The following is a 14,890-nucleotide window of genomic DNA, read 5'->3' on the forward strand; positions in this document are numbered from 1 at the left end:
CCCTTTTATGAATGGCAGAAGAGTAGTAGTTACAGGTCTTGGAGCGCTTACACCGATCGGAAATAACCTCGAAGAGTATTGGAAAGGGCTTTCCAATGGAGTGAGTGGTGCGGCCCCTATTACCCGGTTCGATGCCGAAAAATTCAGAACAAAGTTCGCCTGCGAGGTAAAAAACTATGATCCTCTCAATCATTTTGATAGAAAGGATGCAAGAAAGATGGACCCCTTCACTCAGTATGCACTTATAGTGAGTGAAGAGGCCATCAAACATTCAGGCCTTGACCTGGAAAAAGTAGACAAAGATAGGGTTGGGGTGATTTGGGGCGCTGGCATAGGAGGCCTCAAAACCTTTCAGGATGAAGTTACCGACTTCGCCAGGGGCGACGGCACTCCCAGATTCAATCCCTTCTTTATTCCAAAAATGATCGCCGACATCGCTGCCGGCTACATTTCCATCACTTACGGTTTCAGGGGCCCTAATTTCGTTACAGTTTCCGCTTGTGCCTCTGCTACCAACGCCCTCATCGACTCGCTCAATTATATTAAACTAGGCCATGCCGACGTGATTGTTTCCGGCGGTTCTGAAGCCACAGTGTGTGAAGCGGGTGTGGGCGGATTTAACGCACTTAAGGCTCTTTCTGAGCGCAACGATGACCCTGCCACGGCATCCCGTCCGTTCGACAAAGATAGGGACGGGTTTGTATTAGGCGAGGGAGGGGCATGCATCATTCTTGAAGAACTGGAGCATGCCAAAGCCCGTGGTGCAAAAATCTATGCTGAATTTATTGGCGGCGGCATGTCGTCCGATGCTTACCACATTACTGCTCCGCACCCTGAAGGCTTGGGAGCGAAGAATGTGATGATCAACGCTTTAAGAGATGCCGGCATCAAAACTACAGACGTAGATTATATCAACGTTCATGGTACCTCTACACCACTTGGCGACAAAGGCGAAACGCTGGCGATAAGAGAAGTGTTTGGATCCCATGCCTACAATGTCAACATCAGCTCAACCAAATCCATGACAGGGCACTTACTTGGAGCTGCTGGAGCTATTGAAGCAGTGGCTTCGATCATGGCCATTCAACATCAGCTCGTTCCTCCCACCATCAATCATTTCACTGACGACGAAGAGCTGGACAGCAAGCTGAATTTCACATTCAACAAGGCACAGGCACGCAAAATCGACATCGCACTAAGCAACACTTTTGGTTTTGGCGGCCACAACACCTCCATCATCTTCCGTAAATACGAGGGATAGTGCTGAATCTGGTCAGGCGTCTCAAGTCATTCTTCACCATTTACACAGAAAAGGAACGCTCCCTAAGCAGAGCTGTTAAAACCATTGTCGGCTATTCTCCGATCAATATCCAGTTATACAGGCTGTCGGTGATCCATAGTTCTGCTGCCAAAGAAAATAATAACGGTTTCAAGGAATCAAACGAAAGGCTGGAGTACCTTGGGGACGCAGTGCTGGGCATGATTGTGGCAGAGTATCTCTTTAATAAATACCCTTTCAAAGACGAGGGCTTCCTCACAGAGATCAGGTCACGCATTGTGAACCGGGAGAGCCTCAATGACCTTGCGAGAAAGCTGGGCATTGGGGAGATCATAGAATACGAAGGGGGAGGCCGTAACGGTGTAGGTCATAAGTCGATATACGGCGACACGCTGGAGGCACTCATTGGCGCTGTGTATCTGGACAGAGGCTACCGGTTCTGCCGAAAGTTTGTCATGAACAAGCTGATGAAAAACCACTTCGACATACATCATATTGTTCGAAACAACCCTAACTACAAAAGCAAAGTCATAGAATGGGCCCAAAAGGAAAACAGGGACATTCGGTTCGAAATTACCGAGCTCAATCAGGACAGCTTTCCACGCAAGTTTGAAGCACTTGTGATGGTTGATGAAGAACCCTTCGGCAAAGGATTTGGGCTGAGCAAGAAAAAAGCCGAGCAAGATGCCGCTCAAAAAACTTGCGAAATGCTAAACCTGCCATAACTTCGGCTTGTTTTAAGGAAGTGTTTGATGGATGAGGGCAGCGAGCTTCACAGGAATGTCATGTTGAGCTTGTCGAAACATAGAATTGGTGTTTGAATCGGTCTTCGACAGGCTCAGACTGACACTCGTTTTCAATTGATAATCCTCCCCTACCAAACACACCTTATCTGGTACTGAATGAACGAATGAAAACACTCAAGCTCGGTGGCGCTACTGTCAACCAAATCCCCTTAGACTGGAAAAACAACAAAGCCAATATGCTGGCCTGCATCGCACAAGCGAAAAAGGAAGGCGTAGAGTTGCTTTGCCTGCCCGAGCTGTGCATTACAGGCTATGGCTGCGAAGACCTCTTTCTGAGCGAATGGCTGCCAACCAGGGCCATGGAAATCTTGCTCGAAATAGCCCCGAAGTGTGACGGACTAGCCGTAGCGCTTGGCTTGCCTGTGCGTCATCAGAACAAAGTATACAACTGCACCTGCTATATAGTCGATGGTCAAATCCTGGGCTTCTACGCCAAACAAACTCTGGCCAACGAAGGTGTTCACTATGAGCCCCGTTGGTTTACCCCGTGGCCCCCTTCTAGCAGTGATACCATTGAAGTTGATGGCAAGGCTTATCCTATAGGCGAGCTCACCTTTCACCTGAAAGACATACACTTGGGTTTTGAAATTTGTGAAGACGCCTGGCATGACGTGCGGCCTGCCTGCCATCATATGGAAAAAGGCGTAGCGCTTATTCTCAACCCAAGCGCCAGTCATTTTGCCTTTGGTAAAGCCAGCTTCAGGCAAAACCTGGTCGTTGAGAGTTCGAAGAAATTCAATGTGGCCTACCTCTACTGCAACCTATTGGGCAATGAGGCGGGGCGCATGGTGTACGATGGTGATGTGATACTAGCGCAGCATGGAGAGCTACTTTCTTATGGACAGCGGCTGTCGTTTGCCAGCTGGAAGCTACAAACCTGTGAGGTCAACTTCAGCAACCCTGAGCGGTCGGAACGTCAGGCGATCAAGCCAATAGCGGATCAAAATGAAGAGTTTCCAAAGGCAGCTTCGTTGGCTTTGTTTGACTACATGAGAAAGAGCCGCAGCAAGGGTTTTGTGCTATCACTTTCCGGTGGCGCCGATTCATCTACCTGCGCTGTGCTGGTGGCCGAAATGGTCAGAAGAGGCACTGAAGAACTGGGGTTCGATGCCTTCAAAACAAAGCTGGGGTTGCCGTCCTCTTTGCCAAACGACAGAAAGGCAATTGTCCATAGCATTTTGCAAACGGCCTACCAGGGCACGGTGAATAGCTCCGACGATACTTTCGATTCCGCCAAAGAGCTGGCAGAAAGCATCGGAGCCACTTTCTTCCAATGGCAGATCGACGACGAAGTAAGGGGCTACAGAGAAAAGGTGGAAAAGGCACTGGGTCGGCAGCTTACCTGGGAAAAGGACGACATTGCTTTGCAGAACATACAAGCCCGGGCCCGATCACCGATTATCTGGATGCTGGCGAACATTGCCAATGCGCTACTACTCACCACCAGCAACCGCAGTGAAGGCGACGTGGGTTATGCCACCATGGACGGCGACACTAGTGGCAGCCTGGCGCCCATTGCCGCTGTTGACAAGGAGTTTGTAAAACAATGGCTCAAGTGGGCGCAAAGGGAGCTTGGCTACGAAGGCTTGAGAAGAGTGAACAGCCTTACACCAACAGCCGAACTGCGGCCTAAAGAGCAGCACCAGAGCGATGAAACTGACCTGATGCCTTACCACGTGTTGGTAGCCATAGAACGGGAAGGCATCCGCAACCGGAAGTCGCCTCTGGAAGTTTTCGAAATAGTGAAAATGCTGAAGCTAGAGCCCGATGCGTTATTGAAGCAACACATCAAGCGCTTCTTCCGCCTGTGGAGCCGTAACCAATGGAAAAGAGAGCGCATCGCCCCCGCCTTCCACCTCGACGATTTCAACGTGGACCCACGGACGTGGTGCCGGTTTCCGATTTTGTCCGGAGGGTTTGAGGAGGAGCTGGAGGCTTTGAGCTAACTTTACCGTAGAGCATTAAACAGACTGAATTGTCCTACACCCACGCCGTCTTCTACGAGATTTTTGTGCAGTCCTTTGCTGACTCAAATGGCGACGGCATTGGTGACATCAACGGAATGACTGCCAAACTGGACTACTTGCAAGAGCTTGGTATCACTGCTGTCTGGCTCATGCCCATTTGCCCTTCGCCCAGCTACCACAAGTATGATGTGACCGACTACTATTCCATCCACCCCGACTACGGCACAGTGGACCACTTCAAAAACTTCGTTTACGAAGCCCATCGTCGTGGCATCAACGTAATCATCGATTTTGTCATCAACCATACCTCCTCTCAGCACCCATGGTTCTTGAATGCCCGCACGGGCATCCACGCAAAGTACCGTGACTATTACATCTGGTCAGACAAAGAGAATGTCGTGGAGCAAATAGAGAAGAAGGAAACCTCAGCAGATTCGGACAATATCCGGCAATGGCACCCAATCAGCACAAAAGACTCAACAGCGCAATACTACTATGGGTTTTTCAATAGTGACATGCCAGACCTGAATCATGACAACCCGGCGGTGAGGAACGAGGTGTACGCCATCGGCAAATTCTGGCTGTCGGAAGTGGGCGTTGATGGCTTCAGGATGGACGCAGCTAAGCACATTTTCCCAGACGATAGAGCAGCCGACACTCATGCGTTTTGGAAAGCATTCAGGGCACAAATGCAGTCGGTGAAGCCCGATGTCTATCTCATTGGCGAAGTATGGTCCGATGCCAAAAGCGCCTCCCCTTATGCAGCAGGGTTTTCTTCACTATTCAATTTTGATCGGGCTCAAAGCATTCTTGAATCTGTGAAGAACAGGCAGCAGAGAGCGGCAGCGGTGGTGGGCAACTCCTACAAAATAAGTGAAGGTCAGCGACTGGTGGACATAATAAACGAATCGTTGCCATGGTTTAAAGCGCATAACGAACATTTTCTGAAAGCAAGCTTCCTTAGCAATCACGACCAGAACAGGACAGCGTCCGTTCTGGGCGGCACGATGGACAAGATAAAGCTGGCTGCTTGCATCCTGTTCACACTTCCCGGCATTCCCTTCATATACTATGGTGAAGAGCTGGGCATGCTGGGCATGAAGCCGGACGAACACATCAGGGAGCCAATGTTGTGGGACGAAACCGAAAGAGACACCTACCGAACCCGCTGGATAACGCCCCGATTCTCAACTGCCGAAACAGTTGTTCCGGCGATGCAGCAGATGACTGATAAAACCTCCATTTACAATCTTTACAAGCAACTTATTGCGTTGAAGGAGACAGACCTATTTTCATTGGGAGCCACTGAGAGCCTGCCACTGGAAGAGGGCAATATCCTGGCGTTTAGGCGAAAACTGGGAGAAATGCATGCTTTGGTTTATCACAACTTGTCTGCGAAAAAAATATCGATAGGAATACCAGAGGGATATAAGGAAACGTTCGTCCAGGGCAAAGTGCAGGTGTTGGGCGGCGTGCTAACACTAGGTGCCAGGGCTAGTTTGGTTCTCACTACTCAATAGCAACGCAGCGTCCTAGGGCACCGGGTCGTACCCGCTTCCTCCCCAGGGGTGACACTTGCCAATCCGCTTTGCGGCCAGCCAACCACCTTTGAAAGGACCATGTTTGGTAATGGCCTCTTTGGCATACTCACTACAGGTGGGTGCGTAGCGGCAGGCCGATGGAAACAGTGGCGAAATACTATACTGATAAAGCTTGATAGGCAAAACAGCCAACCAAATACCCAGCTTTCGAAAAGATGTCCTGCCTCCCATGTCTTAGATTTCCTATACAACAATCAGTCCGGCCAAAATATCCCCCAGCCTGAAACACTTCCTTTTCACCTTAAATATCGGCATTAATGAGGACTTGTTTGGCAGAGTAACTAAGTTTGAGGTTTCTTTATTTAATTTTCTCCATTATAGAATCTGAACTACAACAAATAAAGGGAAATTTGGGTCTGTCCGTGAAATGAAGCTGCCACAGAAAAGGAATATAGGAAAGGATGAACCGGTAATGCAGCTGAAAATCAATGCATTTGCGATTGCCTGCTTTTTTGCGCTGACATTTTTCAGCTGCCTGCCTTCGGCTGCTCAGGATTCCGGCAAAAAAAATAAGACGGTTGCTGCGGACACCATTCCGCAGCGTTTTATCAAGGTCGAGAAAATCTACATTATCGGCCATAAAAGAACCCGCAAGTCGATCATTACCCGGGAGCTGAGCATCGAAGAGAATGGCATCTACGATTCAACTACTTTGGCTACTACCCTGGAGCTGGACAAACAAAAGATTTTTAACACCCGCCTGTTTAATACTGTGGATGTGACCTTGCTTGAAACCGCCCCCGGCATAGGGAGTGTGCTGGTGAAAGTGGAAGAGCGCTGGTACTTCTTCCCTGCCCCTATCTTTCAGCTAGCCGACCGTAATTTTAACGACTGGTGGACAAACCGGGGGCGGGATTTTAGTAGAGTCAACTATGGTGTAAGGGTTGACCAGTACAACCTGCGGGGCATGAATGACCGATTGCGGCTAATAGCCCAGTTCGGTTTTACAAGACAATTTGATATCACTTACAGCATTCCCTATTTCGACAAACGGCAGCGTCATGGTTTTACAACCGGCGCCTCCTACAACGAGTCGAAGAATGTGGCCTACCAAACAGATAACCACATACCCACCTTTATCCGGTCGGAAGACTTGATACAGAACCGATTCAATACCTACCTCCAGTATAGTTACAGAAATGCCTTCTACAACTTTCACTACTTCACTGTTGGATATCAAAAATTGGAAGCAGCCGACACAATACGGCAACTAAACCCAAATTACTTTGGCATCAATAAGGGGCAACAACAGTTCGTTCATCTCAAATATCAATTTTTAAGAGACAGGAGAGATTTCCGAAATTATCCTTTAAAGGGCTACTATGTATCCTTCATAGGTGAAAAGGACGGTCTCAGCAATAAGTCAGATGTTAACCTTTGGAGCGGAAAATTGCTCTATGCTAAATTCTGGGATATGGGTAAAGGGTTCTACTTTGCCACAGGCCTTACCGGCCTAGTCTCAGGCCCCTCAAGCCAGCCCTACTCATTGAACCAAAGTCTGGGATTCGGCAGAAACTATGTGCGAGGCTTTGAGCTCAACGTGGTAGAAGGGCCAAGGTATGTACTGAGTAAAAACACTTTCAAAAAGGAGATTTTCAAGACTACGAAAGACATTAGCAAAATCATGCTGATCCCTCAGTTTCAGAAACTACCGCTTGCTCTATACGCAAAGGTGTTTTTTGACCTGGGCTATGTGCAAAATTACCCGAACTATGAACTCAACACCCGCTTGAGCAACAAGCTGCTTTATGGCGTCGGCACTGGACTTGACCTCGTTTCTTTCTACGACTTTGTTGTACGAACGGAATACTCCTATAACAGCCAGGGAGACTTTCATTTCTTCCTCAACTTCAAGGCAGAACTGTAATAAGCTTTCATAGCCAAACCTTCAATTACTCTTCTCAGTTTCTTCAAAAACCACAAGCTTTCTCTTCCCTCTTTTATTGACCAAAAACCACTCCCCAACACGTACGCCATTTTCGTAATGACCCTCATACTCTAAAGAGCCATCTTTTCTATAAAATCTCCATAAACCGCTTTCCAAGCCCTCGGTATAAGCTCCTTCCTGCCAAATAGTACCATCATCATAATAAGACGTCCAACTCCTGTTCGGCAGCCCATTTTCATAAGTGCCTTTGCGAATCAGAACACCCTGGTCGTTCATAAAAACCCATTGCCCCTTGTACAAACCCTTTTCATAGACTCCCTTCTTCTCAAGCTGCCCGTTTTCATGATAATAGAAGGCTGAATCAGTGAGCAGTCCATCTTCCCAAGCCTCTTTAGCCATGATAGTTTCATCGGGATAATAGTACATCGCCAGGCCATCGAGCTGGCCAAGGCTGTAATTGATAGTGGCGCTCTTCGTTCCCGACGGGTAGTAAAACACCCACTCTCCTTGCTTACGATGCTTGTCTAATATCCCCTCACTTTTAATACTCCCAGTAGGGTATTTCTCTACTACAGGCTGCGCAAAAAGCGATAAATTAAAAGTAATGAGCCCTATTAGAACATTTAACTTCAATGATTTAGGCACGCCAATCTTGTTTTAACTCCACATAATTTTGCAAAAGAGAGAGCTTTAGCTAGATTAATACGATGGTTCAAAAGCTTTTACTCTCTGTATGTATTGTTTTTCTCGCACTTAGGGCAGCTGGTCAGGCCGGCGATTACTCCCTGGGTGCCAGAAGCGCCGCCCTGGGAACCACCTCTTCCACGCTCACCGATCAGTTCAGTCTTTTCAACAACCCAGCCGGGCTGGCTCAGGCAAACTCGCCAGGCGTTTTTGCAAGTTATGAAAATCGTTATCGAGTAGAAGACTTTCAAGTGATGGGCGCAGGTGCTTCCGTTCCTTTTGGAAAGTTCACCACCGGTGTAGGCTTTTATCGGTTCGGTGGCAAACTCTACACAGAGCAGTTGGCAAGTTTAAAAGTGGCCAATAAAATTGGGTTTGTGAGCCTTGGTGGAGGTCTTAGCTATGTACAATACAACATCCCAACCATTGGCACCAGGGGCGTATTGGTAGTTGACCTGGGTGGCATAGCGGCAATCAACAAGCACTGGCACCTGGGCGCACATATTTACAACCTCACCCAATCAAAGCTGGTGCCCGGCACTGGTGAAAGGGTGCCGACTGTGATGAAGCTTGGAGTTTCGTACCGACCCATTACGGCGTTCATGGTCAATATGGAAGTATCCAAAGACATTAACTACAAGGCGATAGTAAGAGCAGGAATGGAGTATTTCATCATTCCCCAGCTTGCGCTGAGAACCGGCTTCAGCACCGGCCCCTTTATTTCCTGCTTCGGCCTTGGGTTTAAGCCGGGCAAATTTCAAATAGACTATGCCTTCAGGAATGATGCAAGACTGGGAGAACTGCACCAAATGTCAGTGATTTATGCTTTCGCCGATAAAAAATAGCCTCGCTGGCATAGCCCTTTGTCTCTTATGCTGCTTACAGCTACATGCACAGCAGCAGCCACCTGAACCACCGGCCGAGGACATCGATCTATATGCTTTTGTGCAAGAGCTCTTTGCTATACAGGACGAAGACGTCAACTACGATGACTTGTACGAGTCTTTGTTCCAACTCTACACCAGCCCGATAGACATCAATCTTGCCACTTTCGAAGATTTGTCGTCTTTTTATATTTTAAGTCCGATTCAAATTGAAAGCCTGCTCAACTACCGGAAGCTTAACGGGCCTCTTCTTTCCCTTTATGAGCTACAAGCCGTACCCAATTTTGAATTGGCTACCATCAGAAATATCAGGCCCTTCGTTACCGTTTCAGGAGCAGGCAGCAAACAAGGGAAGTCACTTTTTCAACGTGTGGTAAATGAAAAGAACAACTACCTGCTGCTGCGAACGGAGCGGACTCTTGAAACAGCCAGGGGCTACACCCAGGCGGATACCGCCACCAATGGTGATCTGAGTAGCAGGTATGCCGGAAGCCCCTACAAGCATTACGCTCGCTTTCGGGTAACCCATCCCAACGACTTTAGTTTTGGTTTCACAGTGGAGAAAGATGCAGGCGAGGAGTTGGCCTGGGATCGATCGAGACATGCCTACGGTGCCGATTTCTATTCTTTTCATGGACAATTGAAAAACCAGGGCAATTTCAAGGCCATCAATATTGGTGACTACCAACTTCAAATGGGACAGGGACTGGTGTTTGGAGCAGGATTTGCCGCCGGTAAAGGCGGTGAAACCCTTCTGACAGTCAAAAGAAACTCTACTGGTCTGCTCCCTTACACCTCCGTGCTGGAAACAGGCTTTTTCAGAGGGGCTGCCGCTACCTATTCGTTGGGCAAATGGGAGCTCACTGCCATTGCCTCCCGACTCCGGCAAGACGGCACCGTGCGAACAGACACCATCACCGACGGCCCTGAAGCCTACATCTCTTCCATTCTCAACACAGGCTTCCACCGAACCGAATCGGAAATAAATGGCAAAGGTCAGGTGGTGGAGCATGATGTGGGAGGCAACCTGCAATACAAAAGCGGCACTTTTCAATTTGGTCTCAACACTTTGTACACCCAATTCAGTACACCTATTCAAAAAACGTCGGCACTGTACAACCAGTTTGAGTTTTCCGGCCGAGCTAACCATACCAGCAGTTTATATTTCTCCAAGCTCTGGCAAAACACCCAATTTTTCGGCGAAGCAGCCAGGTCTGGCTCCGGAGGATGGGGTGCCATTGGCGGCCTTATGGTGAGCATTACCAATAGTCTTGGTGCCAGCATGGTGACGAGAAACTACCAGCGAGATTTTCATAGCTTTTACGCAAGATCCTTTGGAGAGGCCTCGAGAAATGTGAATGAGAAAGGCATCTATTGGGGCATCAAATGGCGAGTCGCATCAAAGCTGCTGATCACCGCCTACTATGATAAGTTTAGCTTTCCATGGCTGCGCTACAATACCGACGCTCCTTCGGATGGGAATGAATACCTTGCCATGGCCACTTACAGTTTCAGTAAGTTGACGAAATTTTATGTACAACTAAGGCAACAGACCAAAGCCGAAAATGGAGAGGTACTTGCGAATAATTTACAGGTGCCGGTTGAAACCAAAAAAGGAAACATAATTCTCAATCTTGATCATGACACAGGCCACCTGTTAAGTTTCAAATCCCGGCTACAGCTAAGCAGGTACGAAAAGGAAGAAGTGGTGAGCACAGGATTTGCCATCATTCAGGATTTGAACCTTACGCTACCAAAATGGAGGTTCAGCTCACGCATTGCCTTGTTCGACACCGACGACTATAGCAATCGGCAATATGTGTATGAAAAAGACGTGCTTTATGCCTTTTCTATTCCTGCATACACGGGCAAAGGCATCAGAACTTACCTGCTTGCTCAATACAAAATTGCCGATAAGGTTACCATATGGGGCCGCTGGGCAAAGTTTTCATATATGAATACCAAAAGTACCGGATCCGGTTTGCAAGAGATAAATGGCTCTTTAAAAAATGATTTTAAAGTACAAATAAAGGTGGCTCTCTGGTGAATTTTTATCATATGTTATTTTTTTAAGTTATTTAGCGGCTTTAAACTTGCTTTTGCGAGTCAACTTTTCCTTAAGATACCAATGAAGCTGTGATATGAATTCAGATAATGTTTTACTTAATGTTATTTTTTTTATATTTACTGAAAGTAAAACAGCATTACTTCTATGATAATGGAGTTTACGGATATGAAGGAGCTAATAGTTATTGATGATGACCCGATCAATAATTTCATTTGTAAAAAAATGATTGAGGAGATTTCTGGCGATTTCAAAATCAGAAGTTTTGAAAGTGCTGTTGAAGGTTTAGCCTATCTGTCTTCTTTGGATCAGCAAGCACAAAGCTATCCAACTCACATTATGCTGGATTTGAATATGCCACAGTATAACGGCTGGCAATTCCTTTCTGACTATCAACGACTAAACCTCCATCAAACTCATCATACCTGCTTATATGTTGTTAGCTCTACGATTCTGAGAGATGAAATTGAGAAAATTAAAGAACTGTCATTTGTAACTGACTTTATATCTAAGCCATTGACTGTCTACAAGCTAAAAAAGCTTATGGAAACTGAAGACTTGCCGTAAACCAGGTGACTGTAAGTGTAATAGCAATCTCTTTGAAGGTTGCGATTGCAGAGAATTCTCACCCTACCGGCTATTTTTGAGCATTGTGGAACTTTCATGGAGACTATCGTATTTATATGTATATACATTAAATATTGATACCTCCATGACATCCACATTAATACAAAAGGAAACCCCCACCGACTTCGATATCCATCCGCTCATTAAAGATAGGTGGAGCCCAAGATCCTTCTCATCAAAAAAGGTGAGCCGTGCCGCTGTCAACCAACTTCTTGAAGCCATGCGCTGGGCTCCCTCTGCCATGAACGAACAACCCTGGGAAGTACTGGTGGCTCAAAAAGGCACGGAAAGTCACGATACCCTGGCGAAGACACTTGCCCCAGGCAACCAGCCCTGGGCGCCAGATGCGCCGTTGCTGCTGCTGATGATGGCACGAACTACTTTCAGCAACGGTACTTCAAACCATTCCGCATTGTATGACCTGGGTTTGGCAGTTGGTAATTTAAGTGTTGAAGCCACCAACCTCGGGCTTTCGCTTCATCAAATGGGTGGATTTGACAGGGCCATGGCCCGAGAATCATTCGACCTCCGTGAAAACCTTCAGCCAGTAGTACTCATTGCTATTGGCTATCGGGATAGCCATGAGACCCTGCCCGAAGCCCTGCAACAGAGAGAACTGGCTCCGAGAAAAAGGAAGAAAATTGAAGAATTTGCAGTCGTTGATTTCTAACTGCCTGTGACAATCATAAATCAACAATGATGGTCTAATAAAGCTTCCCCTCCGTTATATTTAAAACCAGGCAGCTTTATTTATTCATGATATACAAGAAGCAAGATCCGGCACCACATTTGCGGCAAGTAGTGAAGAGCTATTGGCGGGTAGACAGCGAAGGCGACAAAACCATTACTACCCAAAAAATCATCCCCGATGGTTACCCGGAGATTATCTTACACTATGGCTCGCACTTCGAAATCTGCCTCTACAAAGCATGGCAACCCCAGGCATTGCACCTTCTCGCCGGACAAATAAAAAAACACTTCTTTCTTAGAAACACCGGTGCTTATGGCATGATTGGGATCAAATTGATGCCCACCGCTCTGGCCAAATTGTTTGGCCTTTCAATGCATGCTCTTACAGACAAAGTGGTGAATTTCCACGAAGTGGCGAATGGCAAATTTTTGGAGCTTGAGTCAATCGTTTCTCAGAGTCCTGAAAGCTCACAGGTTTTCGAAAGAATAGACAGTTGGTTCAGTCCATTGAGCACGGAATGTCAAAACAATACTTCCAGAGTCGATCGGGCATTACAAGTTATCTTCCAAAGCGGGGGAACCAGGCAGGTCGGCGAGCTGGCTGTCGGAGTTGGCATTAGCGAAAGGCAGTTAGAAAGACTTTTCCATCAGCATGTAGGGATATCACCCAAATACTACTCCCGAATTATCAGGTTCAACAAAATATTTGACTTGATGCAAAACCAAGATCCGGCATGGGTACAAATGGCACTAGATTCCGGCCATTTCGACCAGTCTCATTTTATTAAGAACTTCAAAGCATTTACCGGGGAAGAGCCGACAAGCTACCTTTTCAACGAAGAAAACATGGCCAATTTCTTCCTTCACAAATAGATGTCGGCTTTTTACAATACAAAATGCTGTTCCTTAGCTATGATTGAATAAAAAAACTATGAAGTCAATCCTATCTATCACTCTCATCCTGTTGACAGCGTCATTGTTAAATGCACAGTCAGCAAGCGCTGTTTCAGCTAAAAATTTTAAAAAGCTCTCGTGGCTGGAGGGCACCTGGGAGCGCACAAATGTCAAACAAGGAAAAAGTGCTCACGAAAGGTGGGAAAAGGACAGCAAAACAAAGTGGCTGGGATTCGGGGTTTCTTTGCAGGGGGAGGACACCACTTTTTTGGAAAAGTTGAGCATCGTAGTCGAAAATGGGGGTATTTACTACATAGCCGACGTGCCAGAGAATAAGGCACCTGTGCTGTTTCAGTTCACCCAACTTAGCGATCAGGGCTTTGTTTGTGAGAATCCAACCCACGATTTTCCAAAGAAGATCGCCTACAAGCTAGAGGGAGACAGGCTGGAGGTTCAGATATCCGGGGATGGGCAAGCTGTGGACTTTGAATTTGTAAAGAGAGAATAAAAAAAGGGGCCTCCGCCCCTTTTTTATTCTCCATCAATAACACCATCAATTGGAAAGTTCCGATGGCCAGGTTTTGCTGTCTGTTCGTGTCAGGACAGTGGTACCGGCGTCTCCATAATCGTTAGACCAGTCAATCGTCAGGCTTGTGCCGTCGTTGTTTTTAATAACGAAAGTGTAAATAAGACCGTATTGATCGGAGCCAGTAAGGCTAATCTTGTTACACACATCCACCAACCTCACTCCTACTGCAGGCGTATCGTCCCAGGCGCAGTCATACTGACCAAACGTAGCATCAGATACGGCGTACCTGCCGCCACCAAGGGCCGTGAGTGTGCCAGTGCCTGTAACGGGATTGCTACAGTTGCCAGCCGCCCCGCCAGGACCAGCTGCGATCACAGTTGTAGAAAAGTCAAACGTTCCGCCAAGATCGGAAGCGCAGGCAATCGACCAGCGCACGTTACAACCCCCGAAGGATGGCTGAGCAGGCTGTTGACACAAATCGCTATTCAGAGCCACTGTGAAAGTTCTTCCATCAGCAGAGTGGATTGGGAAAGTAAGATTGAAGCCATCGCCAACTTTAAAGAAGCTCAAATCCACACCAAGCGACTCCGCCGCAGAGGCTGCTGTAAGGGCAAAGGTAGATGGAAAGGTAGTAACCTCGCCAACCTTCACTGCATCGTACACTTTATCAACGTACACATCCTCCAGCTCATTGTAGGTACCATCTTTCTCAGTAAATGTTAGTATGATATCAACACTCGACACCTCTGTCACGTCGAACCCATCCACATCAATGGTAAACTCCACTTCCTCAGAAGCCAAAGGGTTCAGGGCATTGAAGAAGTTTTTATTGGGGTTCACCGAAATCTTTGTCACCGCCCCAATATTATCATTGATGTCCGGTGCTGGATTCCAGTCCTCGTCCTGACAACCGTTCAGTAGAATGAGCCAGGAAAATACTACAGTTAATATGCTTATTTTCTTCATGTTCGTTTGC

Annotated in this window: 14 protein-coding genes; 11 read left to right on the top strand and 3 right to left on the bottom strand. The window is 47.2% G+C overall.

Annotated features, from left to right (window positions below; translation table 11 throughout):
• Positions 1–7 precede the first annotated feature (7 nt).
• From fabF to RIG68_RS16435, 4 genes are all read left to right on the top strand, one after another.
• Positions 8–1,261 (top strand): beta-ketoacyl-ACP synthase II, encoded by a 1,254-nt coding sequence (gene fabF / locus RIG68_RS16420; RefSeq protein WP_350124506.1) that lies wholly within the window; start codon positions 8–10, stop codon positions 1,259–1,261.
• Positions 1,261–2,004: a ribonuclease III gene (gene rnc, locus RIG68_RS16425; RefSeq protein ID WP_350124509.1), complete on the top strand. Its 744-nt coding sequence runs from the start codon at positions 1,261–1,263 to the stop codon at positions 2,002–2,004. Before fabF ends, rnc begins: the two co-directional genes overlap by 1 nt.
• Positions 2,005–2,189: 185 nt before the next feature.
• A complete protein-coding gene (gene nadE / locus RIG68_RS16430) occupies positions 2,190–4,031 on the top strand; it encodes an NAD(+) synthase (protein ID WP_350124512.1) in 1,842 nt (613 codons plus the stop codon).
• Positions 4,032–4,060: 29 nt separating this feature from the next.
• On the top strand, positions 4,061–5,572 hold the full coding sequence (locus tag RIG68_RS16435) for an alpha-amylase family glycosyl hydrolase (protein WP_350124515.1): 1,512 nt from the start codon (positions 4,061–4,063) through the stop codon (positions 5,570–5,572).
• A 12-nt stretch (positions 5,573–5,584) separates the two neighbouring features.
• Here RIG68_RS16435 and yidD read toward each other — a convergent pair whose 3' ends face one another.
• Positions 5,585–5,824: a membrane protein insertion efficiency factor YidD gene (gene yidD / locus RIG68_RS16440; RefSeq protein WP_350124518.1), complete on the bottom strand. Its 240-nt coding sequence runs from the start codon at positions 5,822–5,824 to the stop codon at positions 5,585–5,587.
• A gap of 241 nt (positions 5,825–6,065) precedes the next feature.
• Between yidD and RIG68_RS16445 the strand changes: the two genes are divergently transcribed.
• Entirely contained in the window at positions 6,066–7,520 is a 1,455-nt protein-coding gene (locus RIG68_RS16445) for a POTRA domain-containing protein (protein WP_350124521.1), read from the top strand.
• A 21-nt stretch (positions 7,521–7,541) separates the two neighbouring features.
• On the opposite strand, the gene RIG68_RS16450 is transcribed toward RIG68_RS16445, so the two are convergent.
• Positions 7,542–8,186 (bottom strand): toxin-antitoxin system YwqK family antitoxin, encoded by a 645-nt coding sequence (locus tag RIG68_RS16450; protein WP_350124524.1) that lies wholly within the window; start codon positions 8,184–8,186, stop codon positions 7,542–7,544.
• 62 nt (positions 8,187–8,248) lie between these two features.
• Here RIG68_RS16450 and RIG68_RS16455 point away from each other — a divergent pair, with 62 nt between their 5' ends.
• The 6 genes from RIG68_RS16455 (at position 8,249) to RIG68_RS16480 (ending at position 13,893) form a co-directional block, all read left to right on the top strand.
• Positions 8,249–9,070, top strand: coding sequence for a PorV/PorQ family protein (locus tag RIG68_RS16455; protein WP_350124527.1), 822 nt, complete (start codon positions 8,249–8,251; stop codon positions 9,068–9,070).
• Entirely contained in the window at positions 9,048–11,156 is a 2,109-nt protein-coding gene (locus tag RIG68_RS16460; protein ID WP_350124530.1) for a ComEA family DNA-binding protein, read from the top strand. Before RIG68_RS16455 ends, RIG68_RS16460 begins: the two co-directional genes overlap by 23 nt.
• Before the next feature lie 186 nt (positions 11,157–11,342).
• Entirely contained in the window at positions 11,343–11,741 is a 399-nt protein-coding gene (locus RIG68_RS16465; RefSeq protein ID WP_350124533.1) for a response regulator, read from the top strand.
• 145 nt (positions 11,742–11,886) lie between these two features.
• On the top strand, positions 11,887–12,471 hold the full coding sequence (locus tag RIG68_RS16470) for a nitroreductase family protein (RefSeq protein WP_350124536.1): 585 nt from the start codon (positions 11,887–11,889) through the stop codon (positions 12,469–12,471).
• Between the two features lie 86 nt (positions 12,472–12,557).
• Positions 12,558–13,364 carry an AraC family transcriptional regulator gene (locus RIG68_RS16475; RefSeq protein WP_350124539.1) on the top strand — a complete coding sequence of 269 codons (807 nt, stop codon included), beginning with the start codon at positions 12,558–12,560 and terminating at the stop codon, positions 13,362–13,364.
• A gap of 58 nt (positions 13,365–13,422) precedes the next feature.
• Positions 13,423–13,893: a DUF6265 family protein gene (locus tag RIG68_RS16480; protein ID WP_350124542.1), complete on the top strand. Its 471-nt coding sequence runs from the start codon at positions 13,423–13,425 to the stop codon at positions 13,891–13,893.
• 45 nt (positions 13,894–13,938) lie between these two features.
• Here the strand turns inward: RIG68_RS16480 and RIG68_RS16485 are convergent, their stop codons facing one another.
• Positions 13,939–14,880 carry a hypothetical protein gene (locus RIG68_RS16485; RefSeq protein WP_350124545.1) on the bottom strand — a complete coding sequence of 314 codons (942 nt, stop codon included), beginning with the start codon at positions 14,878–14,880 and terminating at the stop codon, positions 13,939–13,941.
• Between the last annotated feature and the right edge of the window lie 10 nt (positions 14,881–14,890).

This window comes from Imperialibacter sp., from assembly GCF_040222385.1.
GTDB lineage: Bacteria > Bacteroidota > Bacteroidia > Cytophagales > Cyclobacteriaceae > Imperialibacter.